Raw genomic sequence first — 24,988 nt, 5'->3', positions numbered from 1 at the left:
GAGAGGTGAAGCCATGATCGCGGGTCGCATCCGGACGAGATCGGCGCTGGTTCGCACGGCTGGCCTGCTGGCAGGATTGGCAGGCATGCTCGCCGTATCCGCTCATGCCAAGGAAGCATCAGTGATCAGGGCTCAGGCCGGCAACGTTCGCGGCGTGCAAGAGGACGGAATCACGGTCTTCCGCGGCATACCCTACGCCGAAGCTCCGGTGGGCGAGCGGCGCTGGCAGCCGCCCGTTGCCAAGGCGCCCTGGCAAGGCGTGCTGGACGCAGAGGCTTTCGGCCCACCCTGCTTCCAGCCCGAAGAGCGCGGGGCGGCCAACAACATCTACGCCGAAGAACTCGGCGAGATGAGCGAAGATTGCCTCACCCTCAACGTCTGGGCGCCGGAGGGCGCGACGAACGCACCGGTTCTGGTCTGGATCCACGGCGGCGCGCTGGTTGCCGGGGCAAGCAGCTTCGGCATGTACGATGGTGCACACCTGGCCGAAGAGGGCACGGTCGTCGTTTCGCTCAACTACCGCCTGGGCGTGCTCGGATTCCTCGCGCATCCGGAGCTCAGCGCCGAGTCCGCGCAGGACATCTCGGGCAACTACGGCTTCCTCGACCAAATCGAAGCGCTGCGCTGGATCGAACGCAACATCGCGGCCTTCGGCGGCGATCCCGACAATGTGACGATCGCGGGCGAATCCGCGGGCGCGCTCAGCGTCATGTACCTGATGACCTCGCCGCTGGCACGCGGGCTGTTCGACAAGGCGATCATGCAGAGCTCGTACATGATCTCCACGCCCGCGCTGAAGGAGGCGCAGAACGGCCATCCTTCGGCGGAATCGCTCGGTGTCTGGCTGGGGGAGAAGCTCGACGCAGACGATCTTGCGGATCTGCGCGCCCTCGGCCCCCGCGAACTCGTCGCGAAGGCGACCGCTGCGGGATACCCGACCTGGGGCACGGTCGATGGCAAGATCATCCCGCATCAGATCGCCGAGGCCTTCGACCGCGGCGAGCAGGCGCCGGTGCCGGTGCTCGCAGGCTTCAACAGCGGCGAGATCCGGTCGCTGCGCCGCCTGCTGCCGCCGGCGCCGGCCGACGCCGGGGAATACGAGGCGAAAGTGCGCGCGGCCTATGGCGAGCTCGCCGACCGCTTCCTGGCGATCTATCCCTCCGATACGATCGACGAGAGCATGCTCGCCGCGACGCGCGACGCGCTCTATGGCTGGACAGCCGAGCGGATCGGCCGGAAGCAGGCGGCGATCGGAGCCCCCGCCTACCTCTACCTGTTCGATCACGGCTACCCGGCCGCCGACGAAGCGGGGCTCCATGCCTTCCACGCCTCCGAGATACCCTTCATGTTCGGCACGATCTGGGAGACCACCGACAACTGGCCGCGCATTCCGCGCACGCAGGAGCAGCGCGCGCTGTCCGATGCGATGGTCCAGTACTGGACCTCCTTCGCGCGCAGCGGTGTTCCGCGCGCGGAGGGCCAGCCGGACTGGCCCGCGTTCGGCACCGGCGAGGCCTACATGGTGTTCGACGGCAAGCCGTTCGTCGTGAACGACGTGCTGGGCGATCGCTACGACCTTTACGAGGAAACCGTCTGCCGCCGTAGGGCCGCGGGCGATCAGCAATGGAACTGGAACGTAGGTGTGATCTCTCCGCCGCTGCCCGCAAAGGCGCCGCAATGCCGATGATCGACGGCGCGATGCAGGATTTCGCCCTTACCCTCGACAAGTTTCTCGACCACGCTGCGAAATGGCATCCGGCAACGAAGGTCGTGACCGCACTCGACGACGGTTCGACGCGCCGGATCGGCTACGCGGATCTCAGGCGCCGTGCCAAACGCGTCTCGACCGTGCTTGCGCAGCTCGGCGCGCAGCGGGGCGACCGGATCGCAACGCTCGCCTGGAACACGCAGGCCCATCTCGAAAGCTGGTATGCGATCATGGGCATGGGCGCCGTCTGCCACACGCTCAATCCGCGCCTCACGGCAGAGCAGCTTGCGTGGATGGTCGGGCAGTCGGAAGCGGCGATCCTGATCGCCAGCGCCGATCTCGCCCCCCTCGCCCGCGATATCGTGCAGCGCGCGCCGAGCCTGCGCCAGGTGCTCGTGATCGATGGCGGGGCCGAAGACCTCGGGCGCCGGCTCGAAGATGCGCTCGAGGCCGCGCACGAGGATGTGGTCTGGGGCGGGTTCGACGAGAGCGCGCCGTGTGGTCTGTGCTTCACCTCGGGCACGACAGGCGCGCCAAAGGGGGTAACCTATACCCATCGCGGCAACTATCTCCACACGCTGCGGCAGTTGCAGGCGGACGTCGCCGGGATCACCTCGCACGATGTGGTCATGCCCGTGGTGCCGATGTTCCATGCCAGCGCCTGGGGCCTGCCCTTCGCCGCGCCGGCCACCGGTGCCAAGCTGGTCCTGCCCGGGCGGCATGCCGACGGGGCGAGCCTAGCGCGACTGATCGCCGACGAAGGCGTGACGATCGCGGTCGGCGTACCCACCGTGTGGCTCGGCCTGTTCGATCATCTGGATGAGACAGGCGCCGAGGTGTCCTCACTCAAACGGGTAATGGTTGGCGGCGCGCCCATGCCCCCCGCGCTGATGGCGCGGATCGAGGCGCGCGGCATCGAGGTGCAGACGACCTGGGGCATGACCGAGATCTCGCCACTGGGCACCGCCACCACTCCCCGCGCTCCGGAACGCAACCCCGCGCTATCGGGAAAGCCCGCGCAGGGCATGGACCTCCTGCTGACCGATCACACCGGCGAGCCCCTGGCGGAACAGCGCGGCACCGAAGGGCACCTGTGGGTGCGCGGGCCTTCCGTGGTCGAGCGTTACTTCGGCGAGAGCGAGCCTGCGACACGGAACGGCTGGTTCTGCACCGGCGATCTCGCGGCGATCGACGAGGGCGGCAATCTCCAGATCACCGGCCGGTCGAAGGATCTGATCAAGTCGGGCGGCGAGTGGATCAATCCTGCGGAGATCGAAGCGCTAGTCGCCGCCTTGCCCGACGTGGCGCTCGCCGCGGTGATCGGGCGAAGCGATCCCAAATGGGGCGAGCGACCGCTGCTCCTGGTCGAACTGCGCGAAGATGCAAGTCTGAGCGACGAGGAGCTCGTCTCGCCCTTGCGAGGACAGGTCGCCAATTGGTGGATCCCCGACGAAGTGGTCCGCCTGCCGCGGATGCCGCTCGCGGCCACCGGCAAGATCGACAAGTTGCGCTTGAGAACCGAATATAGCAGGGCATGACCGACCACGTCGATCTTGCGGCCGCGCGCGCGGCCAAACCTGAAGGGGGCGCAAACTTGCCGGCAGCCAGGAAACCGCGAAGCAAACCGCAATCCAAGGCGGAGCGCAGGGCGGAAACGACCGAGCAGATCCTCGATGCGGCCGAATACCTCTTCTCGCGCCACGGGCTCTACGGCGTCACGCTGAAGGACGTCGCCAAGCGCGTCGGCGTGCATCACACGCTGCTCAACTATTACTTCGACGACAAGCAGAAGCTGTTCGACGCCGTCTTCTCGCGCCGGGCGGCGGTAACCAACGAGCGCCGGATGAAGGCGCTCGACGATTACGAGCGCGCAAACGCCGGCAACCTGACGGTCGAAGGCGCGCTGCACACCTTCCTCGACACCGACCTCGATCTCTACATCAACGGCGGCGAAGGCTGGCGCAACTACGGCGCCCTCGCCTCGCAAGTCGCCAACACCCCGCAATGGGGCGCGGAGATGATGGACGAGCACTTCGATCCGGTCGTGCTGCGGCTGATCGATATCATCAACCGGGCGCTGCCCGAGGCCGACAAGGTCGACGTGTTCTGGGGCTATCACTTCGTGACCGGCGCGCTGATGCTGACGCTCGCGCGCACCGGACGCATCGACAAGCTTTCGGGCGGGCTCTGCAACTCGGAGGACTTCGTGGCCGTCAAGGAGCGCATGGCGACATTCATGGCCGCGGGCTTCAACGCGATCTGCACGCCGAAGAACAAGGACCGCGCCGCGGACTGACGCAGAGGCGCAAAAAGACTTCCAACGGAAGCACGACCGCGTTATTAACTCGCGAGAGAGTTAACAAGAGGGGGAGGAGAACGCGTTGACCACCGGAGCAAAGTTGCAGGGCCGCGTCGCCATCGTCACCGGATCGGGCGGCGGGCTCGGCCGCTGCCATGCGCTCGAACTCGCCCGTCACGGCGCGAAAGTCGTCGTCAACGATCTCGGCCGCGAGACTGCCGATGCCGTGGCCCAGGAAATTCGCGACGCGGGTGGCGAAGCCGTCGCGTTCGCCGGCTCGGTGACGGACGAGGCCGCGGTCGCGGCAATGATGACGGGCACGCTCGACCGCTGGGGCCGCATCGATATTCTGGTCAATAACGCCGGCATCCTGCGCGACCGCAGCTTCGCCAAGATGGAGCTCGACGATTTCCGCCTGGTGGTGGACGTTCACCTGATGGGCGCCGCGATCTGCACCAAAGCGGCATGGGAAACGATGCGGGCGCAAAAGCACGGCCGGATCGTCATGACCACGTCCTCATCCGGGCTTTACGGCAACTTCGGCCAAGCCAACTACGGCGCGGCCAAGATGGCGCTGGTCGGACTGATGCAGACTCTCGCGATCGAGGGCGAGAAATACGGCATTCGGGTCAACTGCCTCGCGCCGACGGCTGCGACGCAGATGACCGGCGGAGTTCTGTCGGAAGACGCGCTCGCCTGCCTCGATCCGGCCCTGGTGAGCCCCGGCCTTATCCATCTCGTGGGCGACGACGCCCCGACCCGCGCAATACTGTGCGCGGGCGCGGGTCACTTCGCTGCGGCGAATGTCACCCTCACGGCGGGGGTCCACGTCGGCGCTGTAGACGGCGCAGCGGCGCGCGTTTCAGCCGAATGGGATCGCATCGCCGACCGCGCCGGAGAGATCGTGCCGGCCTATGGCTTTACCCAGGCAGAGCGCGAGATCGCCAGCGCGGGGTGCGGCGGCAAGGCCGTCGCGGCGCACTAGAAGAACCGCTGCGGGGCCGCTCGGCGCACCCCGCGGCAGACGGATTGCCGGAAGAGCGGGCGACACCCGCCAGGCACTGGACGGAGGAGAGGATCGTATGAGTGCGCAGGGCACGTCCGCCGCGGCGGGACGGGACATCAAGCAGAGCGAGGTGAAGGTCATCGTCGCATCCTCGCTCGGCACGATGTTCGAGTGGTTCGACTTCTACCTCTACGGCCTGCTCGCGAGCTATATCTCGGCGCAGTTCTTCTCCGGCGTCAATCAGACGACCGCCTTCATCCTCGCGCTCGCCGCCTTCGCCGCGGGCTTCGCGATCCGCCCGCTCGGTTCGATCGTGTTCGGGCGGATCGGCGACCTCGTCGGGCGCAAGAATACCTTCCTCGTCACCATGGTGCTCATGGGCCTCTCGACCTTCACGGTCGGCCTGCTGCCCAGCTACGCCGCGATCGGCGTCGCGGCGCCGGTTCTCCTCGTCTTCCTTCGGCTGCTTCAGGGCCTCGCCGTGGGCGGCGAGTACGGCGGCGCGGCAACATACGTTGCCGAGCACGCGCCGAAAGGGAAACGCGGGTTCTTCACCAGCTTCATCCAGACCACGGCGACGATCGGCCTGTTCGCCGCGCTCCTGCTGGTGATCGGCCTGCGCGCGCTGATGGGCGAGGACGCCTTTGCCGACTGGGGCTGGCGCATCCCGTTCCTGCTGTCGATCTTCCTGCTCGCGATCTCGCTGTGGATCCGCCTGCAACTCGCCGAGAGCCCGGTGTTCCAGAAGATGAAGGACGAGGGGAAGACTTCCAAAGCCCCGCTGACTGAGGCCTTCGCGCGCTGGGGTAACCTCAAGTACGTGCTCCTCGCGCTGTTCGGCGCAGCCGCCGGGCAGGGGGTGATCGGCTATACGGGCCAGTTCTACACGCTGTTCTACCTCGAGCGGATCGCCGACGTCGATCCGGCGACCTCCAACGTACTGCTGGTCATCGCGCTGATCCTGGCAACGCCTACCTTCGTCTTCTTCGGCTGGTTGAGCGACAAGATCGGGCGCAAGAAGATCATCATGACCGCCTGCGTGCTCGCGGTGCTGACGTTCTTCCCGCTGTTCAAGGCGCTGACTCACGCGGCAAATCCCGATCTCGCCGACGCCGTACGTAATGCGCCGGTGACCGTCGTGGCGCACGAAGACAAGTGCTCGTTCCAGTTCGATCCGGTCGGCAACAACACTTTCGACAAGACCAGCTGCGACATAGCCAAGGCCTATCTGGCGAAGAACGGCATCAACTACGACAATGTCGAGGCATCGGCCGGCGCGACCGCACAGGTCCGCATCGGTGATACGGTGGTTGCTGCTCCCGATCCTGATACGTTGGCAGGCGCAGACTTGAAGACCGCGATCGGAACCTTCGAGCAGCGCATCGGCGCCGAACTGCTTGCGGCCGGCTATCCGCGCGAGGCCGACCCGGCCAAGGTCAACCGTCCGCTCGTGGTCGCGATCATCCTCGCGATCATGCTGATGGTGACCGCAGCCTATGCCCCACTCGCCGCGATGCTGGTCGAGTTGTTCCCCAGCCGCGTCCGCTACACGTCGATGTCGCTCCCTTATCACATCGGCAACGGATGGTTCGGCGGCTTCCTGCCTACCACCGCCTTCGCGATGGTCGCCGCCACCGGCGATATCTACTACGGGCTGTGGTACCCGGTGCTGGTGTGCGCCATGACCGCCGTGATCGGCATCCTGTTCCTGCCCGAGACCTTCCGCCGGGACATCGATGACTAGCTTGCCCGCCACCCGCCGCGCGTTTCTCGCCGCTTCGGGCGCGGCACCACTGCTCGCCGCAGCGCCTGCGCTTGCGAGGCCGGACGGTACGCCCACTGCGACCGTGACGGACGATCTCGCGCGCTATATCGGTTTCGGCAACAAGCAGTCCGGCGGGGCCGGCGACATCGCCTGCGGCGAATGGCTGGAGCGGGAACTGGCCGCCAGCGGCTTCGCAACGCAGCGGCAGACATTCTCGGTTCCCTGGTTCGAGGCGGAAGCGGCCGATCTGACGGCCGGTGATGCCCGCACAACGGTGTGGCCCCAGCCGATCGCGCGCACCACGCCCGCCGAAGGGCTCTCGGGACCCCTCGTCAGGGTCGATGCCGCGGGCCGCGCGGCGCGGCCGCTAGAAGGGGCGATCGCACTGGTCGATCTGCCCTTCGGCCGCTGGTCGGCGATGAACTGGCCGGGGGTCAAGACGCCGGTCGACGCGGCCTTTGCTGGTGGTGCGGCGGCCTGCGTGATCGTCACCAATGGTCCGACCGGCAAAGTGATCGCGCTCAACACCGACGGGCGGAAGCCTCTTTATGACGGCCCCGTTGCTCTGCTCGCTCCTGAAGAGGCTGCGCCGTTCTTCGCCGCCGCCGCGGAGGGGCGCGCGGCACGCCTGACGCTCACAGGCCGAGGGGGACGGCGCGAGGCATTCAACCTCGTCGGACGGCTCGATCGCGGCCGCGGGAAGTGGATGGTGGTATCGACTCCCCGCTCGGGCTGGTTCACCTGCGCTGGCGAGCGCGGCGGCGGGATCGCGACCTGGCTGCACATCGCGCGCTGGGCGGCCAGGGCCCTTCCGCACCACGATCTCGCCTTCGTCTGCAACAGCGGCCACGAATACCTCTTCCTCGGGGCGGAAGAGCTGATCCACCGCGTCGCGCCGCGCCCGAAGGAGACCGCGTTCTGGCTGCACCTCGGCGCCAATCTGGCTGCGCGCGACTGGCACGACACGGTCGGGACGAGCAAGCCGCTCCCAGGCACGGATTCGCAGCGCTTCCTCGCAGTCAGCCCCGAGCTCGTCGCTCCGGCTCGGAAGCAGTTCGCCGGCCTTGCGGGGCTCGAAGCGCCTTACTCGACCAATCAGATCACCGCGGGCGAACTCTCGAACATCGTTGCGGCGGGCTATGGCCCGGTCGCCGGCGTATTCGGCGTCCACCGCTATCACCATGTGGCGGAGGATGACGAACGATGCGTCTCGGCCGACGCCGTGGCGCAGACGGCGCTGGCCTTCCGCGACCTGCTGGCCGCTGCGGTGCGATGAAGGCGCATCGTCTGCTGCTGGCGCTGTTGCTCGCCCTGCTCCCTGCGAGCGGGTTTGCGGGGTCGAACGAAACCGGCGCGCCGCAAGTGGCGATCGAACAGGGGAGCCTTGCCGGCACGCTCGAGGGCGCACTCGTAGTCTATCGCGGCATTCCGTATGCAGCGCCGCCGGTGGGCACACGGCGATGGAAGCCGCCCGGCCCTGCTCCGAGCTGGAGCGGAATACGCAGCGCTGCGGAGTTTGGTCCGGCATGCACGCAGCCGGCGCTGCCGTCCTCCAGCCTCTACTACGAGGCCTTCCCCCGAACCTCCGAAGACTGCCTGACGCTCAACGTCTGGGCGCCCGAGAGAGCGCAAAAGGCTCCCGTGATCGTCTGGATTCACGGCGGTTCGCTGCGCATTGGCAGCAGCGCCTCACCGATGTACAATGGCGCGAATTTCGCCCGGCGCGGCGCGGTGTTCGTGTCGCTCAACTACCGGCTCGGCGCGCTGGGGTGGATGGCCCATCCCGCCCTCAACGCCGAATCTTCCGCTGGTGTGTCGGGCAACTACGGTCTGCTCGATCAGATCGCCGCTCTCCGCTGGGTCCAAGCGAACGTCGCGGCCTTCGGCGGCGACCCCGACAACGTCACGGTGATGGGTGAGTCCGCCGGCGCACTCAGCGTGAGCTACTTGCTCGTCTCGCCCCTCGCCGGCGGCCTGTTCGACAAGGCCATCGTGCAGAGCGCCAATGCACGGGCGTTCCCAGCGTTGGCGGAAACCGCGTTCGGCATGCCTTCGGCCGAGACGACCGGTGAGCGACTACTCGACGACCTGGGCCTGCGCGATCTTCCGGCTGCCCGCGCGATGGATGCTCAGCAACTCGTCGACCGCGCGACGCAGGCGGGTTTCTCTCCGCAAGGCACTATCGACGGCGAGGTGCTGCCCATGCAGATCATCGATGCCTTCGATCGGGGGACGCAGGCGAAAGTGCCGATCCTCGCCGGGATCAACAGCGGCGAGGTGCGGGCTCAACGCGCGCTCCTGCCGCCTGCCCCGGCAAGCGCCGAGGCCTACGAGAGCGCGGCGAATGCGGTGCACGGCGATCTCGCGGCGGCGTTCCTCAAGCTCTATCCATCAGACCGGATAGACCGGTCGATGCTGGCGACCGCCCGCGACGGGATTTACGGCTGGGCGACAGAACGCATCGTCCGCAAACAGACGGCGGCGGGGCAGAACGCCTACTTCTTCGTCTTCGATCACTGCTATCCCGCAGCGCGCGCGCGAGACTTGTGCGCATTCCACGCCGGCGAGTTGCCCTTCGTGTTCGGACGGCTCCGGCGCGAGAATCTGCCGCCCAACTGGCTGGTTCCAACCGAGCCAGCGGACGAGGCATTGTCGCAGACCATGATGGATTACTGGATTTCCTTCGCCGCCACCGGAACCCCGCGAAGCGATCACGGACCGGTGTGGCCCGTTACGGCGACGGGGAGGCCTACATGCGCTTCGATCACGGTGCGCATCCGGGTACCGACCCGCTGCCCGGCATGTTCGAACTGCACGAGAAGATCGTTCAGCGCCGCAAGCGCGCGGATCGGCAATGGTTTCTGAGCGCTGGGGTCGGTGTCTCGCCGAAACGACGGTGACGAGCGCCTGCCGCGTCAGGCTTTCGACCCGCGAAGCACCTCGCCGAAGAACAGCAGCGTGTCCGCCAGATGGCGGCGCCAGTAGGGCCAGTCGTGGCCGCCTTCGTGCTCGGCGTAGTCGTGCGCGATGCCGGCAACATCCAGCGCCTCGTGCAGGGCGCGATTGGCAGCGAGGAGATCGTCGTCCCGCCCGCAGTCGAAGCGGAATGGCGGCAGCGGTGCCGACGCGCTGCGAAGGGCGGCGAGAACGCTGGTGTCCGCCGCGGCCGTGCTCCAGTCCCGGCGCGATCCGGGCGTTACGAGAGCGTCGAGCTGGCTGACCTCGGTGATCGCGGAATGCGCCGACGCGGCGCGGAAGCGATCGGGATACTTACCGAGAAGGCGAAGCGCCGCGAAGCCGCCCATGCTGAGCCCTGCGATCAGCAGCGGCGAGTTTTCGCCGCAGGCGGGCACCGCCAGTCGGGCGACCAGCGGAACCTCGTCCACTATCCAGTGCTCGAAATCCCGGCCGCGGTGCGGGACATAGCCCGATCCGTCGCGCCACAGGCCGTCGGAAGGCATGGCGAGCACCATCGGCGGCACGTCCCCGGCGGCGACCAGCTCCGCCAGGGTGCGATGCGCCGCGCCCTTGAACGCCCATGCCCAGTGCGAGCCGTAGACGCCGTGGAGCAGGAGGACGATCGGCAGATCCGCTGCGTCCTCCGAGCCGGGCGGCGCGTAGAAGGTGACGTCCGCGCGATGCCCGAGCGCCGGACTGGAGACGGTCGTGAAGGTGAGGCCCGGCTCCGTCAGGGCGGGATCGGAACACTCGATCGTTCGAAAAACCGGCCGCTCAGTCAAACAGCACGACTCCCTTCGTGGTTCGGCCGGCGAGCATATCGTCCAGCGCCGCTCCCAGCTCGTCTAGGCGATAGGTGGCATCGACCATCGATGCGAGCTCTAGCGCTCCGGACAGTGCCCAGTCGATCAACCGCGGGAAATCGCGGTCCGGAATGCAACCTCCGTAGAGCGGCGTGAGATAGCGCTTGTTCCACTGGAACCACGGCATGGGAACCGTGACCTCTCCGTGCGAACCGCTGAGCTGCAGCGCGTTGCCGCCATCGCGGGCCAGGCGCAGCGGCAGGAACGAAAGGGCGGCCTGCCCGGTCGCCTCGAAAGCATGGTCGGCACCGCGTCCTCCGGTCAGGGCGAGCACCGCCTCGATCAGCGCTCGATGGTCGGCATCGTCGCGCGAGGCGGCGATGCAGTCGGTGGCGCCGAGTTCCATCGCGCGGTCGAGTTTCGCCTGATGGAGATCGACCGCGATGATCCGCCCGGCGCCGGCCAGGCGCGCGCCCTGGATAACGCTGAGACCGACGCCGCCGCAGCCGATCACGGCGACGCTCTCGCCCGGCTGCACTTCGGCAATGTTGATCGCCGATCCCACGCCCGTCATCACGCCGCAGCCGAGAATGCAGGCCTGCGCCAGCGGCAGATCCGACGGTAGCGGGGTCAGCGCTTCGGGCCGGACGAGCGTGTATTCGGCAAAGGTGCCGAGGTTGAACGAGCGTTCGATCGCCCGCCCGTTCCAGAGGGTGTGGCGGGGGCCGGCGGCACTCGTTCCCAGCGACGCGTCGCGCGCCAGCGTCCGTTCGCAGAGCGGCGCGTTGCCGCGGGCGCATTGCGCGCAGCGCCCGCAGGGGATCGCCCAGTTGAGCAGGACCGGCTGGCCGACCGCGATTTCGGTCACGGCCTCGCCCACCGCCTCGATCACGCCCGCGCCTTCGTGACCCATGACCAGCGGGCCGGGCCAATGCAGCGACGCATGATCGGTATGGCAAACGCCCGCCGCCTTCAGCCGCACCCGCACCTCGCCCGCCGCTGGCGCGCGAACTTCGACCGGTTCGATCACGAATGCGCCCGCCCCGTCCGCAATCGCAGCGAGGGCCGTGCGCGGCGAAGGCGGTGGCGGTGTCGACATGGGGCGAAGACTAGCCGGTGCGGTTGCGGCCGTCAGTCGTGCACCCTGTCGCGATGGCGGCGGAAAACTGTCACCGGCCGAACTTGGCTGCTGCGGCTACGCCGACACACCGTCGTGCGGTTCCGTCTGCCGCGGCAGACCGGCGGCAACGACAGCCGCGGCCAGCATGAACGCGGCGGCGATCGACATCGACCAGACGGGTGCTCCGGGAAAGAACGTGCTCGATACGCTGCCCATGACGGTCGAGACGAGGAGCTGCGGCAGCACGATGAAGATGTTGAACAGCCCCATGTAGATGCCGAGCTTGTTCTGCGGCAGCGCGTCGCACAGGATCGCGTAGGGCATGGTCAGGATCGATGCCCAGGCGATCCCGACGCCGATCATCGAGACGATCAGCAGCTCCGGATCGCTGATGAACAGGAACGAGAGATAGCCCGCCGCGCCGGCGGCGAGGTTCACCATGTGCGTCGCCGGCCGTCCGATGCGCGCGGCGATCCAGGGCAGCACGAACGCGTAGAGGGCGGCAACGCCGTTGTAGACCGCGAACAGCACACCCACCCAGTCGGCCCCGTCGTTGTAAGCCTGGCTGGTCGGGTCGGGCGCGCCGAACTGGTGCTGCGTCACCACGGGCGTCGCGTAGATCCACATGATGAAGAGAGCGAACCAGGAGAAGAACTGGACCAGCGCAAGCCGCTTCATCACCGGCGACATCGAGTGAAGATCGCTCAGTATCTCCGACAGCGCCCCCACCCTCGCGCGGCGCCTGACCCGGGCAGCGCTGACGATCTGCGCGAGGCCGAACGCGGCGAGGCCGCCGCCGAGAATGTAAAGCGGATTGTCGAGGTCGAACCAGGCCACCAGTCCGAAAACCAGAACGCCCGCGAGCAGCCACCAGACGCCGCCCTTCGGCACGGTGAGATCGTCATGGCCCACGGGGCCGCTGATGCGCTGGTAGCCGCCCTGACGCTCCAGTTCGTCGGGCGAATATTCCCTGGTCGAAACCACGGTCCAGAGGACGGCGAGGAAAAGGGCCGCGCCGCCGGCGTAGAAAGCGTAGCGGACCGAGGGCGGGATCACTCCTTCGGGCGCCGTGTTGGCCACGCCAAGATACTGCGTGATGACGATCGGCGCGACCGAGGCGACGACCGCGCCGGCGCCGATGAACACGGTCTGGAAGGCATAACCGGCGGTGCGCTGGGCTCTCCCGAGCATGTCCCCCACAAAGGCCCGGAACGGCTCCATCGAGATATTGATCGACGCATCGAGCAGCCACAGAAGGCCCGCCGCCATCCACAACATGCCGGCATGCGGGAACCAGAACAGGGCGACCGTACTGAGGATCGCCCCCGCGAGGAAATAAGGCCGGCGGCGGCCGAGCCGGGTCCAGGTGCGGTCGCTGAGATAGCCGACCACGGGCTGGACGAGGAGGCCGGTGACCGGCCCCGCGATCCACAGGATCGGCAGGTCGTCGATCGAGGCGCCGAGGGTCTGGAATATCCGGCTGACGTTGGCGCCCTGCAGCGCAAAGCCGATCTGGATTCCGAAGAAGCCGAACGAGATATTCCAGAGCTGCCAGAAGCCGAGCTTCGGCTTGTCCATCCTTGCCTCCTCAAAACCGCCCGGCATTCCGGATCGGACAATCCATAGGAAAAGAGCGGCGCTCTCGCACCGCCCTTTCCGATAGTCGCTTCAGATCGCAGCGAAGGCCACGGTCAGAACTTGTAGCTCAGGCCGAGCAGATAGCGGCGGCCGTAGCGTTGATAGTCGATCACCCGGCGCAGGTCGCCGTTCTCATAGGTGATGAACGGTTCGTCCGTCAGGTTCTGGCCCTGCAGCAGAATGCCGAGACCCTCCAGCGGCCCGTCCTGGAATTCGTAGCCGATCTGGGCATCGACGATCGTCTCGCCCTTGGCCGTGCGGTTCACACGCGACACGCCGAAACCGACCACTTCCGCCAGGAACTTGGAGCGGTGCCGCACGCTGGCGCGGGCGGAGAAGCCGCTCTTCTCGAAGTAGACCGTTCCGTTGGCCACGTGCTTCGACAGGCCCGGCAGCGGCTGCGACGGGTTGTTCGGATCAGGCTGGATGCTGCTTTCCGTATAGGAATAGCTGCCCACCACCCCGAAGCCGTCGAGAGCCCCGGTGAACAGATTGAACGGCAGGGTCCCCGAAAGCTCGAGGCCATAGATGGTGCCGCCCGATCCGTTGGCCGGCGCGTTCACGCGGCCGAGGAACGTGCCCGGCTCCGGCCCTTCGCCCGGCGGCGGCGTGTAGTCGAAGCCGGTGAAGTCGTAGAGGATGTTCTGGTTGTAGATGTAGGTTTCGAGGTACTTGTAGAAGCCCGCCACGGCGACATAGGCCTCGGGGCTGAAATAGTGCTCGTACGAGACGTCGACCGAATCCGCGATCCACGGCCGCACATTGGGGTTGCCGCCGCCGCCGCTGAAGAAAGAGTTGGTCGGGTCGGTCGAGTTGTAGAACGCGTCGTTCGTGCCGAAGTTGAACGAGGCCTTCATCTGCTCCATCCGCGGCCGCGCGAGGGTACGGGCGAGGCCGAAGCGGAGCACGTTCGAATCGTCGAAGCGGAACGAGAGGTTCATGCTCGGCAGGAGCTCGGTGTACTTCGAGCCTTCGTTCACCGCGATGTTGCCGTTCGCGAAACCTTCCGAGCTCTGGTCGGTGTAGACGACCTGCAGCCCGATATTGCCGGTAAGCGAGCCGTTATCGCCGACCGGCTGGTCGATGTTCGCCTTCACCCAGCCCGTCAGCACGTCCTCGTTGACCGACCAGCCTTTGACGCCGACGTCGTTGTTGGTGTTGCGGATCAGGTCGTAGATGCCGCTGTCGATCAGCTTGATCGGGTCGTAGGCGACCATTCCCGGAATGCCGAGATAGGCGAGCTCGGTCGGATCGAGCAGCGCATCCTGCGGGATGGGAACGCTGGTGTTGTGATCCGGATCGGCGACGTTGGCCGCAAGGCTCAGGAAGAACTCGTCGGGCGTGTAGCTCTTGGAGCGCATCGTGAAGTTGGCGCCGACCTCGATGCTGTCGATGCCGCCGCCGAGTGCGTAATTGGCGCTGCCGCGGAAGGCGGTGATCTCGTCCTTGATGCTCGGCATGTTGAGGTAGCCGTCCTGGCCGCCGGGAACGATGTCGGCGCCCCAGCCTTGCGGGCTGGTGAGCTGGATCAGGCCGGGATCGCTGTAGTCGAGATCCGTATCGAACCGGTAGAAGCCCTCGGGGTCGAAGGTGAAGCCGATCGTGTCGTACGGACCGCTACCGGCACCGCGCGACGTGCCGGCGTAGCTTTCCACGATCGTGTCCTTGCGGTCGACGCGCGAGTAGCTGACGTCTCCGACCAGTGTCCACCGGCCGGTTTCGTATTCCGCGCTCCAGCCGAGCGAGTAGAGATCGGAGTCGCGCCTGTTCGCATCGTTGCGGACGATGCCTTTGGCGCCGGCGAAGGTGCCTTGGGTGACCAGACCGTCCTCGACCGTATAGCCCGGCTGCAGCGCGAGGCCGCCCCAGAGGAGCGGAAGCTCGATCCCGCGCAGGATCTGATCGTCCTTGAACTTCGAGTAGTACGCATCGATGCGCGTGTTGAAGTTGCTGCTCGGCTGGAATTCGATCGAGCCGATCACGCCCGTGCGGGTGAGCTCGTTCGATTGCACGTAGGGCTTGGAGCCCCCGATGACGAGCGGACCGCCGTCGCTGACGGTCGGATAGCCCCAGCTGTTGTAACGCTCGATCTGGCTCGGCGAGACCATGTGGGCGGCGCCAAGCATGACGCCGATCGTATCGTTGGCGAATTGGTCGATATAGGTCCCGCTGACGCGATAGCCGGTGTCGGTGGAGCCGGAATTCAGCTCACCCAGCGAAACCTTCTCGCCCCGCGCGCTGACGCTGAGCGCTCGCCGCCCGTATTCGAGCGGGCGGATGGTGCGCAGGTCGACCGTGCCCGACAGGCCCTGTCCGATCAGGCCGGAATGGGGGGTCTTGTAGACGTCGACGCGCCCGATCAGCTCGGACGGGTACTGATCGAATTCGATGCCGCGGTTGTCTCCGGTCGTGACCTGTTCCCGCCCGTTGAGCAGTGTGGTCGAGAAGTCCGGCGCAAGGCCGCGAATGCTGATCGCCTGAGCGCGGCCGTCGATGCGCTGCGCGGTGAGGCCCGGAAGGCGGGCGATGGCCTCGGCGATGCTGTTGTCGGGGAGCTTGCCGATGTCCTCCGCGGAGATCGATTCGACGATGACGTCCATCTCGCGCTTGGTCTCGATCGATTCGGCCAGCGCGGCCCGATAGCCGGAGACGACGATGACATCACCTGCGGCCTGCTCGTCGGCCTGCTCGCCCTGCTGCTCGGCGGCAGCTTGATCCTGCGCGAAAGCCGGAGCGGCACCGGCTGCCAAGGCGAACATGGCCGTGCCGCCCAGCAACAGCTTCCGCATGTCGATGAAATTCGTCATTTTACCTACCCCTCCAATACCGGCCGGGCACCCCACCCGCGCGGTCTTTGCCTCCAGACGGCCACTCCGCGCCGAACCGGCGCACAAGGGTGAGAAATGGGCTGCCTCGTCTCCAATGCCCGCTTCCGGCCGGGCTTTTCTTACATCCGGAACCGCGCACTCGTTTTTGCGCGCGTTCCGGTTTCACAAATTAGTGCAAATTTGTGACATCGGCGCAAGTCAAAAATTTCCGCGTGCTGCATGACGGCGTATATCTGCGAAAGCCGAGTAAGAAATTTTCACTTAATATCATCTATTTATGAAAATTTCGGAAGCGCCCAACGAGATGCTTGACGCGCCGCCCCGGCTCTGCAAACATTTGCAAAAGAGAGATGTTGTTCCCTTTAGGCAACATGCACGGACGATGGAGAGGGCGAAAAATGGGGTCGATTCAGAGGCTGATGTTCAGCGCCGGACTGGCGGCGCTCGCCGCGTCACCCCTGGCGGCCGAGCCTTTTCGCGACCGCGCTCCCGAAGAGGAAGTCGTCTACTTCGTCCTGCCCGATCGCTTCGCAAACGGCGATGAAACGAACGACCGCGGCGGCATTGCCGGCGGACGGCTCGACCACGGTTTCGACCCGGCTCACAAGGGCTTCTACCACGGCGGCGATCTCGCCGGGCTGACGGAGCGGCTGGACTACATCCAGTCGCTCGGCGCGACGGCCATCTGGCTCGGCCCGATCTACAAGAACAAGCCGGTCCAGGGCTCACCCGGCAACGAATCCTCCGGCTACCACGGCTACTGGATCACCGATTTCACGCAGGTCGACCCGCATTTCGGCACGCGCGAGGACATGAAGCGGTTCGTCGACGCGGCCCATGCCCGGGGCATGAAGGTCTACCTCGACATCATCACCAACCACACCGCCGACGTCATCAAGTACCGGGAATGTCCGCAGAACGACTGCGCCTATCGCAGCCATGCGGACTATCCCTATTCGACGCGCGGCGACGCCGAGGGCCAACCGATCAACCAGGGCTTCGCGGGCGTCGAGGACCAGACGGCGGAGAATTTTGCCAGGCTCGCCAGCGCCGATTACGCCTACACACCCTACGTGCCCACGGACGAGGAGGACGTGAAGGTCCCCGCCTGGCTCAACGACCCGATCTATTACCACAACCGCGGCGACACGACGTTCAGCGGCGAAAGTTCGACCTTCGGCGACTTCGCGGGGCTGGACGATCTCTTCACCGAAAACCCGCGCGTCGTGCAGGGCTTCATCGACATCTTCGGCACCTGGATCGACGATTTCGGCATCGACGGCTTCCGCATCGACACCGCGCGGCACGTGAACCCGGAATTCTGGCAGGCCTTCGTACCCGCTATGCTGGAGCGCGCGGAGGCACGCGGCATTCCCAACTTCCATATTTTCGGGGAAGTCTACGACGGCGATCCCGGAGCGCTGGCCCGCTTCACACGGGTCGACGGCTTTCCCAGCGTGCTCGACTTCGCGTTTCAAGGGACCGTGACCGACGTGGTGGCGAAAGGCGCGCCGACCGCCAATCTCGCCCGGCTGTTCGCGGCGGACGCGCTCTATGAAGGCGGGGTCGATGCGGCGAAGCGCCTGCCGACTTTCCTCGGCAATCACGACATGGGCCGTTTCGCGCGCTTCGTGCGCGAGGCGCATCCCGGCGCCAGCGACGAGGAAGTGCTGAAGCGCGTGATCCTCGGCCACGCGATGATGTTCTTCTCGCGCGGGGTGCCGGTGATCTATTATGGCGACGAACAGGGCTTCGTCGGCGATGGCGGCGATCAGGACGCGCGTGCCGACATGTTCCCGAGCCGGGTCGCGACTTACAACGACAACGATCTCGTCGGCACCGATGCCACGACGGCCGAGGCGAATTTCGACATGCGTCACCCGCTCTACGAAGCCATAGCCGGCATGGCGAAAGTGCGCGGCTCCGATCCGGCGCTGCGTTCGGGCGATCAGATCGTTCGCGCTTATGGCGACGAGCCCGGTCTTTTCGCCTTCTCCCGCCGTATCCCCGGCACGCCGGGTGAGACGCTGGCCGTGTTCAACACCAGCACCAAGCCGATCACCGCGCAGGTGCAGGTGGACACGGGCTCGCTCGCCTGGACCTCGCTGCACGGCCAGTGCGCCGCGGCCGCGACTGCGCCAGGCAGCTACCGCGTGGAGCTCGCGCCGCTCGAATACCTCGTCTGCAAGTCGGAGGCCGCACGATGATCGGCGGACAGCAGCAGGTTCTGGATGCCGTGGCGCCCGCGACGGCCGAGGCCAATCCATGGTGGAAAGGCGCGGTCGTCTACCAGATCTACCCGCGCAGCTTCGCGGATTCGAACGGCGACGGGATCGGCGATCTGCCCGGTATCACCGAACGGCTGGAGCACATCGCCTCCCTCGGCATAGACGCGATCTGGCTCTCGCCGTTCTTCACCTCGCCGATGAAGGATTTCGGCTACGACATCGCCGACTATTGCGGTGTCGATCCGATCTTCGGGACGCTCGCCGATTTCGACCGGATGCTCGCCCGCGCTCACGAGCTCGGGCTCAAGGTGCTGGTCGATCAGGTCTACTGCCATACTTCGGACCAGCATGCCTGGTTCGCCGAGAGCCGGTCCAGCCGCGACAATCCCAAGGCGGACTGGTACGTCTGGGCCGAAGCGAAGGCGGACGGTTCGCCGCCCAACAACTGGCAGTCGGTCTTCCACGGATCGAGCTGGACCTGGGACGAACGGCGCGGGCAGTACTATCTGCACAACTTCCTGCCGTCACAGCCGGACCTCAACGTGCACAATCCCGAGGTCCAGGCAGCCCTGCTTCAGACGGCCCGTTTCTGGCTGGATCGCGGGGTCGACGGGTTCCGGCTCGACGCGCTGAACTTCCTGATGCACGACCCCGCGCTGACCGACAATCCGCCGGTCAAGAACGCGCCCGAGCGGGCGCGCCCCTTCGACCGGCAGCATCATTTCCATAACCAGTCGCATCCCGGCATCCCGAAGTTCCTGACCCGGCTGCGCAAGGTCATCGACGGTTACGGCGCCGACCTGTTCACGGTGGCCGAAGTGGGCGGCGAGCAGGCGGACCGGGAGATGAAGCTGTTCACGCAAGGAGGCGACCGGCTCAACAGCGCCTACGGTTTCAACTTCCTCTACGAGAAGGCGCTGACGCCCGAACTGATCGAGCGAACGATCGGTCTCTGGCCGGGCGAAGATGGCGAGGGGTGGCCGAGCTGGGCGTTCTCCAACCACGACGCCCCCCGCGGCGTGTCCCGCTGGCTCGCCGCACGGGATCGCGATGCCCTTGCTCGCCTGCTGCTCCTGCTGTTGTTGACCCTGCGGGGAAACGTGTTCCTCTATCAGGGCGAGGAGCTGGGCCTGCCCCAGGCCGAAGTGCCCTTCGAGCGGCTGCAGGATCCCGAAGCGATCGCCAACTGGCCGAACGGCCAGGGCCGCGATGGCGCCCGCACTCCGATGCCCTGGACCGGCGACGCGCTGCACGCAGGCTTTTCATCCGTGGAGCCGTGGCTTCCGGTCGACCCGGAGCACATGGCCCTGGCGGTAGACCGGCAGGAAGCGCGGGCGGACTCGGTCCTCAACCTCACGCGCCGCCTGGTGGCGTTCCGCAAGCGCCACACCGCCCTGAAGACGGGAGATTTCCGGCCGGTCGCGGTTCCGCGTCCCTTGCTCGCCTTCGAGCGCGGCGACGACAACGAGCGCCTACTCTGCGTCTTCAACCTCGCCGACGAGCCCGTGCAATGGACCCTGCCCGACGGCTGGCATGTCATCGAACGCGTGGGCGGCGAGGCCGATGGAGCGATGCCGCCGCTCTCCGGCCTGGTCGCGCAGCGGGTGGCATGACCGGCGCGTCAGCCGCCGCAGGATTCCCGCACGATCAGATCGGTCGGCATGCGTTCCGACCGCATGTCGCCGACGCTGCTCGAATCGAGCAGTTTGGACACGAGCAGGCGGCCCGCGCGCGCGGTGTCCTGCGACACGGTGGTGAGTGCCGGGCGGCTGTAACGGGCGAACGGCACGTCGTCGTAACCGACGACCGACACGTCGCCGGGCACGTCGCGTCCCGCCCGCTGGAGCGCGCGTATCGCCCCCAGCGCGATCAGGTCGCTCGCGGCGACTATGCCATCGAAGTCGAGCCCGCGGCTGATCAGGGCATCGACGGTCGCCTCGGACGATTCGACCGTGAAATGGGCAGGCACCATGAGCGCCCGGTCCTGCGGCAGCCCGGCCTGGTCGAGAGCCTCGAGATAACCGCGCAGCCGCTGCGTGACTTCGGGCGCCTCGCTGTCGCCGAGAAAGACGATGCGCCGGCGGCCGAGACGGATCAGGTGCATCGTGGCGCGGCGGCCGCCCACCAGGTTGTCGCTGCCGACGGAGCAGTACTGCTGGTCCGGAAGCATGGCGCCCCAGACGACGAAGCGCCCGTCCCGCTCCATCAGCCGGTTCAGCGAGTGGTGGAGCGTGCTCTGACCGAGGAACACCGCACCGTCGGCACGGCTGGTATTCATCGCTTTCGACAGATCGTCGAAACTGGTCGGCGTGAAATGGCTGACCAGCACGTCGCAGCCGCGAGCACGGGCGGCGTCGCTGACGCCTGCGAAGAGCTCGAGGAAGAACGGATCGTCGATCTGCCCCTCCCGCCCCTGCGGGCGCGGGATGATGATGGCGATCGTGCCGTTCGCGCCGATCGGACCCGCCGGCATGTAGCGGCGGAACGGGTAGTCATGCTCGCGCGCCAGCTTCCAGATGAGCTGCTTGGTGCGCGCATTGACCGAAGGGCTGTCGTTGAGGGCCCGGCTGGCGGTGGAGATCGACACCCCTGCCAGCTTGGCGATATCCTCCAGCCTCGTGCTGCGTCCGGCCATTATGCAAATTTTGCCACAAACATTTTCATAAGCCGAATTGCGCAGCGTCGCGCGGATTTTGCAACCCGGATTTTGCAGGGAGCCGAGCCATGTTTGGACGCCTGATTGCCCTCGTCGCCTTCCTTTCTGCCGCGCCCGCCTATGCCGAGGTCGTGGCCGAAGTCAGTTCGCCGGGCGAGGTGCTGACCGTGGAGATCGACATCAACCCGGCCGGCCACGCCACCTACTCGGTGGAGCGCGACGGCGACGCGGTGATCGAGCCATCGCGGCTCGGCTTCCTCTTCACCGACGCCAAGAAGCTCGACCGCTACTTCAAGCTCGTCGGCACCTGGACGCGCACTTTCGACGAGACCTGGGAGCAGCCGTGGGGCGAACGCCGCTTCGTCCGCAATCATTACAACGAGCTGCGCGTCCGCCTGACCGAGCGGTCGCACGCCCAGCGCAGCGTGGACGTGGTCTTCCGGGTCTATGACGACGGTGTCGGCTTCCGCTACGAATTCCCCGAGCAGGCCTCGCTCGGGACCGTCAATATCGCCGAGGAGCTGACCGAATTCGTGATCGCAAGCCCGGGCACGGCCTGGTGGATCCCGGCGGGCGAATGGAACCGCTACGAATATCTCTACCACGAGACGCCCCTGAACGAGGTGACGCAGGCGCATACGCCGATCACGATCCGCACCGCGGACGGGCTGCATGTCTCGTTCCACGAGGCGGCGCTGGTCGACTACTCCTCCATGTGGTTCCGGCGCGTCGAAGACCGCCGCTTCCGCGCCGAACTCGCCCCCTCGTCCAGGGGCGCGAAGGTCAGCCGCGCCGCACCCTTCCACACGCCATGGCGGACGATCCAGATTTCCGAGACGGCCGGCGGCCTCGCCGAATCCGACCTGATCCTCAACCTCAACGAGCCGAACAAGCTGGGCGACGTCTCCTGGGTCGAGCCCTACAAGTACGTCGGCGTCTGGTGGGGCATGCATCTCGAGACCGAGACCTGGGGCTCGGGCCCCAAGCACGGCGCCAACACCGCGAACGTCAAGCGCTACATCGACTTCGCTGCCGAGCACGGCTTTCGCGGCGTGCTCGTGGAAGGCTGGAACCAGGGCTGGGACGGCGACTGGTACAACAACGGCGCGGTGTTCAGCTTCACCAAGCCCTATCCCGATTTCGATATCGAGGAGCTGGCCGCCTACGCCCGCCAGAAGGGTGTCCGGCTGATCGGCCATCACGAGACCTCGGGCCACGTCGCCAACTACGAAAGCCAGCTCGAGGATGCGCTCGACCTCTACGCGCGGCTCGGCATCGACTCGGTGAAGACCGGCTATGTCGCCGATACGGGCGGCATCCAGGCACTCGGCCCGGACGGCGAGATCCGCTTCGAGTGGCACGACGGGCAACTGCTGTCGAACCACCACCTGAAAGTGGTCAAGGAAGCCGCCGAGCGGCATATCGCGGTCAACCCGCACGAGCCGATCAAGGATACGGGCCTCCGCCGCACTTACCCCAACTGGGTTTCGCGCGAGGGTGCACGGGGCATGGAATACAACGCCTGGGGCGACCCGCCGAACGACCCCGCGCACGTGCCCGAGCTGGTCTTCACCCGCATGCTGCCGGGGCCGATGGACTACACCCCCGGCATCCTCAGCCTCCAGGGCCGCGGCCAGAAGTTGCAGTCGACCATCGCCCGCCAACTCGCGCTCTACGTGGTCGTCTACAGCCCGATCCAGATGGCGGCCGACCTGCCCGAGAATTACGAGAAGCACATGGCGGCGTTCCAGTTCATCGAGGACGTGCCGGTCGACTGGGCGGACAGCCGTGTGCTCAACGGCGAAATCGGCGACTACGTCACTTTCGCTCGCAAGGACCGGAACAGCGAGGACTGGTATCTCGGCGCCGTCACCAACGAGGAGCCGCGCGAGTTGCAGGTCAAGCTCGACTTCCTCGAACCCGGCCGCACCTACACCGCGCAGATCTACCGCGACGGCCCCGACGCCGACTGGAAGACCAACGGCCACGACATCGTCATCGAGGAACGCGAGGTCGGTGCAGGCGATGTCCTGACGCTGCGGCTCGCATCGGGCGGCGGACAGGCGATCCGCTTCGTCGCCGACGCGAAGTGAGGGCGCTTCTCGCCCTCATTCTCGCGGTCCTGGGCTGCCTTCCCGCTTCCGCTCAAGCCGCGGCGTGGGGGCCAGGCAGGCTCGATCAATACCGGAACTTCCCCTCGCGCCATGTCGAGCTGCGCAATGTCAGCGTCTGGCTTCCGCCGGATTACGATCCGCAAGGGGATCCCTACGCCGTGCTCTACATGCACGACGGCCAGAACCTGTTCGATCCCGCGACCGGCTTCGGCAACAAGGAATGGGGCGTCGACGAGGCCGCCGCCCGCCTGATGGCCGAAGGCAGGATGCGGCGCACGATCGTGGTCGGCATCTGGAACACGCCCAGGCGACTTGCCGAGTACGTGCCTGCCAAGGCGTTCGACCGCCTGCCCGAGCATTACCGCGCGCGGGTCGAGGCGCTCTACGGCACGCCGCTGTCTGACGAGTATCTGAAGTTCATCGTCGAGGAGCTGAAGCCCTTCATCGACCGCAACTACAACACGGCCCCGGATGCGGAAAACACGGCGATCATGGGTTCCAGCATGGGCGCCATCGTCTCGCTCTACGCCCTCGCGGAATATCCCGAGGTCTTCGGAGCGGCCGGCGCGGTTTCAACCCACTGGCCGACCATGAAGCCGGCGGACGGCGACGAACTCTATGACGACGTGAAGCCGGTTGCCGCGTCCTTTCTCGCCTGGCTGGAAGCGTCGTTGCCGGAGCCGGACGGCCGCCGCCTCTACCTCGATGCCGGCAGCGAGCTCGATGAGCGCAACTATGCCGCCTATCAGGCCCGCGTGGAGCAGGTGCTGGAACGACGCGGCTGGCATCGCGGCGGCGACTGGCTTGGCCGCACGTTCCCCGGCAAGCCGCACAACGAAGACGCCTGGCGGGAACGGGTGCATATCCCCCTCGCCTTCCTGCTGCCGCCGAAGGGAGAGGCGAATGCCGAATAGTCTCGTTCGCTTGCTGATTGCCTGCGCCTTATTGCTGACGGGCGCCGCTGCGTCCGCCGAAGGGCCGGGCCGCCTGATCCGCTACGACGCCTTCCCATCCGCGCATGTCGAACCGCGCGGCGTCACCATCTGGTTGCCCGACGGGTACGATGGCGCGAGCGATCGCTACCCCGTGCTGTACATGCACGACGGGCAGAACCTGTTCGATCCGACGATCGTGGGCGACAAGGGCGAATGGGGCGTCGACGAGGCGCTCGCGGCGCTCGTGGCCACCGGCGAGGCGCGGCCTGCGATCGTCGTCGGCGTATGGAACACGCCCAGGCGTCTTCTCGAATACATGCCGGCCGAGGTCTTCGCGGCGCTTCCGCCCCCTTACGAGGACGAGCTGGCCGAACTCTACAAGGGAAAGCCCGTCTCGGACCGCTATCTCCGGTTCCTGGTCGAGGAGCTAAAGCCCTGGGTGGACGCGAACTTCCGCACACTCACCGGCCGCGATGACACCTTCGTCGCCGGATCGAGCATGGGCGGCCTGATCTCGCTCTACGCGATCAGCGAATATCCCGAGATCTACGGCGGCGCGGCGATGGTCTCGACGCACTGGCCGCTGTTCCTGAGCTGGCCTGTCGAACCGCGCCCGGCGGCCGAGCGGGAAGCGGTCATCGCGACTTTCGAGAACTGGCTCCGCACCGCCCTCCCCGCGCCGGAGAATCATCGCCTGTGGTTCGATTACGGCTCTGCGACGATCGACGCGCTCTACGAGCCGTACCAGCTCAGGATCGACCAGGTCGTCGCAGCCGGCGGATACGAGCGCGGGCGCAACTGGAGGACCGAGTCCTTTCCCGGCGCCCCGCACGACGAAAGCGCCTGGCGCGAGCGCGTGCACCTGCCGCTGGCCTTCCTGCTCGGACCGGGGGCCGGGCGCGAGTAATCACGGCTTAGGCAGCGGCGCGC

At 66.6% G+C, this 24,988-nt stretch carries 17 protein-coding genes; 12 read left to right on the top strand and 5 right to left on the bottom strand.

All coding sequences use genetic code 11. From position 1 onward, the window contains the following. Positions 1-13 precede the first annotated feature (13 nt). From JNO53_RS06805 to JNO53_RS06775, 7 genes are all read left to right on the top strand, one after another. Positions 14-1,687, top strand: a complete 1,674-nt coding sequence (locus JNO53_RS06805) for a carboxylesterase/lipase family protein (RefSeq protein ID WP_203108943.1) — start codon at positions 14-16, stop codon at positions 1,685-1,687. Continuing rightward, the gene (locus tag JNO53_RS06800; protein WP_203109071.1) at positions 1,684-3,246 is read left to right on the top strand and encodes a long-chain-fatty-acid--CoA ligase; all 1,563 of its coding nucleotides are present in this window, start codon (positions 1,684-1,686) and stop codon (positions 3,244-3,246) included. The genes JNO53_RS06805 and JNO53_RS06800 overlap by 4 nt, the downstream gene beginning before the upstream one ends. Next, the gene (locus JNO53_RS06795; protein ID WP_203108941.1) at positions 3,243-4,004 is read left to right on the top strand and encodes a TetR/AcrR family transcriptional regulator; all 762 of its coding nucleotides are present in this window, start codon (positions 3,243-3,245) and stop codon (positions 4,002-4,004) included. Before JNO53_RS06800 ends, JNO53_RS06795 begins: the two co-directional genes overlap by 4 nt. Before the next feature lie 85 nt (positions 4,005-4,089). Next, entirely contained in the window at positions 4,090-4,992 is a 903-nt protein-coding gene (locus tag JNO53_RS06790; RefSeq protein WP_203108939.1) for an SDR family NAD(P)-dependent oxidoreductase, read from the top strand. A 97-nt stretch (positions 4,993-5,089) separates the two neighbouring features. Continuing rightward, a complete protein-coding gene (locus tag JNO53_RS06785; protein ID WP_203108937.1) occupies positions 5,090-6,757 on the top strand; it encodes an MFS transporter in 1,668 nt (555 codons plus the stop codon). After that, entirely contained in the window at positions 6,750-8,054 is a 1,305-nt protein-coding gene (locus JNO53_RS06780; RefSeq protein ID WP_203108935.1) for a PA domain-containing protein, read from the top strand. The genes JNO53_RS06785 and JNO53_RS06780 overlap by 8 nt, the downstream gene beginning before the upstream one ends. Beyond that, positions 8,051-9,643, top strand: coding sequence for a carboxylesterase/lipase family protein (locus JNO53_RS06775; protein WP_203108933.1), 1,593 nt, complete (start codon positions 8,051-8,053; stop codon positions 9,641-9,643). The genes JNO53_RS06780 and JNO53_RS06775 overlap by 4 nt, the downstream gene beginning before the upstream one ends. Before the next feature lie 50 nt (positions 9,644-9,693). On the opposite strand, the gene JNO53_RS06770 is transcribed toward JNO53_RS06775, so the two are convergent. The 4 genes from JNO53_RS06770 to JNO53_RS06755 form a co-directional block, all read right to left on the bottom strand. Further along, positions 9,694-10,518 carry an alpha/beta hydrolase gene (locus JNO53_RS06770; RefSeq protein ID WP_203108931.1) on the bottom strand — a complete coding sequence of 275 codons (825 nt, stop codon included), beginning with the start codon at positions 10,516-10,518 and terminating at the stop codon, positions 9,694-9,696. Beyond that, entirely contained in the window at positions 10,511-11,638 is a 1,128-nt protein-coding gene (locus JNO53_RS06765; RefSeq protein WP_203108929.1) for an alcohol dehydrogenase catalytic domain-containing protein, read from the bottom strand. Before JNO53_RS06765 ends, JNO53_RS06770 begins: the two co-directional genes overlap by 8 nt. Before the next feature lie 96 nt (positions 11,639-11,734). Then, entirely contained in the window at positions 11,735-13,237 is a 1,503-nt protein-coding gene (locus JNO53_RS06760; RefSeq protein WP_203108927.1) for an MFS transporter, read from the bottom strand. A 113-nt stretch (positions 13,238-13,350) separates the two neighbouring features. After that, positions 13,351-16,104 (bottom strand): TonB-dependent receptor, encoded by a 2,754-nt coding sequence (locus JNO53_RS06755; protein ID WP_238401675.1) that lies wholly within the window; start codon positions 16,102-16,104, stop codon positions 13,351-13,353. Positions 16,105-16,523: 419 nt separating this feature from the next. On the opposite strand from JNO53_RS06755, the gene JNO53_RS06750 reads away from it, so the two are divergent. Both JNO53_RS06750 and JNO53_RS06745 read left to right on the top strand, forming a co-directional pair. Further along, positions 16,524-18,332: an alpha-amylase family glycosyl hydrolase gene (locus tag JNO53_RS06750; protein ID WP_238401674.1), complete on the top strand. Its 1,809-nt coding sequence runs from the start codon at positions 16,524-16,526 to the stop codon at positions 18,330-18,332. Then, complete coding sequence (locus JNO53_RS06745) at positions 18,329-19,966, top strand: alpha-glucosidase family protein (RefSeq protein ID WP_203108925.1); 1,638 nt, start codon at positions 18,329-18,331, stop codon at positions 19,964-19,966. The genes JNO53_RS06750 and JNO53_RS06745 overlap by 4 nt, the downstream gene beginning before the upstream one ends. An 8-nt stretch (positions 19,967-19,974) precedes the next feature. On the opposite strand, the gene JNO53_RS06740 is transcribed toward JNO53_RS06745, so the two are convergent. After that, entirely contained in the window at positions 19,975-20,988 is a 1,014-nt protein-coding gene (locus JNO53_RS06740; protein WP_203108923.1) for a LacI family DNA-binding transcriptional regulator, read from the bottom strand. Positions 20,989-21,077: 89 nt separating this feature from the next. On the opposite strand from JNO53_RS06740, the gene JNO53_RS06735 reads away from it, so the two are divergent. The 3 genes from JNO53_RS06735 to JNO53_RS06725 are packed head-to-tail and all read left to right on the top strand — an operon-like array spanning position 21,078 to position 24,965. Continuing rightward, a complete protein-coding gene (locus JNO53_RS06735) occupies positions 21,078-23,102 on the top strand; it encodes a glycoside hydrolase family 97 protein (RefSeq protein WP_203108921.1) in 2,025 nt (674 codons plus the stop codon). Further along, positions 23,099-24,037, top strand: coding sequence for an alpha/beta hydrolase-fold protein (locus JNO53_RS06730; protein ID WP_203108919.1), 939 nt, complete (start codon positions 23,099-23,101; stop codon positions 24,035-24,037). The genes JNO53_RS06735 and JNO53_RS06730 overlap by 4 nt, the downstream gene beginning before the upstream one ends. Beyond that, a complete protein-coding gene (locus JNO53_RS06725) occupies positions 24,027-24,965 on the top strand; it encodes an alpha/beta hydrolase (protein WP_203108917.1) in 939 nt (312 codons plus the stop codon). Before JNO53_RS06730 ends, JNO53_RS06725 begins: the two co-directional genes overlap by 11 nt. The last annotated feature ends 23 nt before the right edge of the window (positions 24,966-24,988 follow it).

The sequence above is a fragment of the Altererythrobacter sp. C41 genome, from assembly GCF_016803135.1.
Taxonomy (GTDB): domain Bacteria; phylum Pseudomonadota; class Alphaproteobacteria; order Sphingomonadales; family Sphingomonadaceae; genus Pelagerythrobacter.
The sequence above is the reverse complement of the archived record's forward strand: the minus strand, read 5'-3'. Positions and strand labels throughout refer to the sequence as shown.

What these genes read in the sequence shown, in the direction of transcription:
- JNO53_RS06750 (WP_238401674.1), top strand. Translation starts at nt 16,524, where the DNA reads ATGGGGTCGATTCAGAGGCTGATGTTCAGCGCCGGACTGGCGGCGCTC.
- JNO53_RS06780 (WP_203108935.1), top strand. Translation starts at nt 6,750, where the DNA reads ATGACTAGCTTGCCCGCCACCCGCCGCGCGTTTCTCGCCGCTTCGGGC.
- JNO53_RS06785 (WP_203108937.1), top strand. Translation starts at nt 5,090, where the DNA reads ATGAGTGCGCAGGGCACGTCCGCCGCGGCGGGACGGGACATCAAGCAG.
- JNO53_RS06805 (WP_203108943.1), top strand. Translation starts at nt 14, where the DNA reads ATGATCGCGGGTCGCATCCGGACGAGATCGGCGCTGGTTCGCACGGCT.
- JNO53_RS06755 (WP_238401675.1), bottom strand. Translation starts at nt 16,104, where the DNA reads ATGACGAATTTCATCGACATGCGGAAGCTGTTGCTGGGCGGCACGGCC.
- JNO53_RS06735 (WP_203108921.1), top strand. Translation starts at nt 21,078, where the DNA reads ATGTTTGGACGCCTGATTGCCCTCGTCGCCTTCCTTTCTGCCGCGCCC.
- JNO53_RS06775 (WP_203108933.1), top strand. Translation starts at nt 8,051, where the DNA reads ATGAAGGCGCATCGTCTGCTGCTGGCGCTGTTGCTCGCCCTGCTCCCT.
- JNO53_RS06800 (WP_203109071.1), top strand. Translation starts at nt 1,684, where the DNA reads ATGATCGACGGCGCGATGCAGGATTTCGCCCTTACCCTCGACAAGTTT.
- JNO53_RS06795 (WP_203108941.1), top strand. Translation starts at nt 3,243, where the DNA reads ATGACCGACCACGTCGATCTTGCGGCCGCGCGCGCGGCCAAACCTGAA.
- JNO53_RS06765 (WP_203108929.1), bottom strand. Translation starts at nt 11,638, where the DNA reads ATGTCGACACCGCCACCGCCTTCGCCGCGCACGGCCCTCGCTGCGATT.
- JNO53_RS06725 (WP_203108917.1), top strand. Translation starts at nt 24,027, where the DNA reads ATGCCGAATAGTCTCGTTCGCTTGCTGATTGCCTGCGCCTTATTGCTG.
- JNO53_RS06745 (WP_203108925.1), top strand. Translation starts at nt 18,329, where the DNA reads ATGATCGGCGGACAGCAGCAGGTTCTGGATGCCGTGGCGCCCGCGACG.
- JNO53_RS06760 (WP_203108927.1), bottom strand. Translation starts at nt 13,237, where the DNA reads ATGGACAAGCCGAAGCTCGGCTTCTGGCAGCTCTGGAATATCTCGTTC.
- JNO53_RS06740 (WP_203108923.1), bottom strand. Translation starts at nt 20,988, where the DNA reads ATGGCCGGACGCAGCACGAGGCTGGAGGATATCGCCAAGCTGGCAGGG.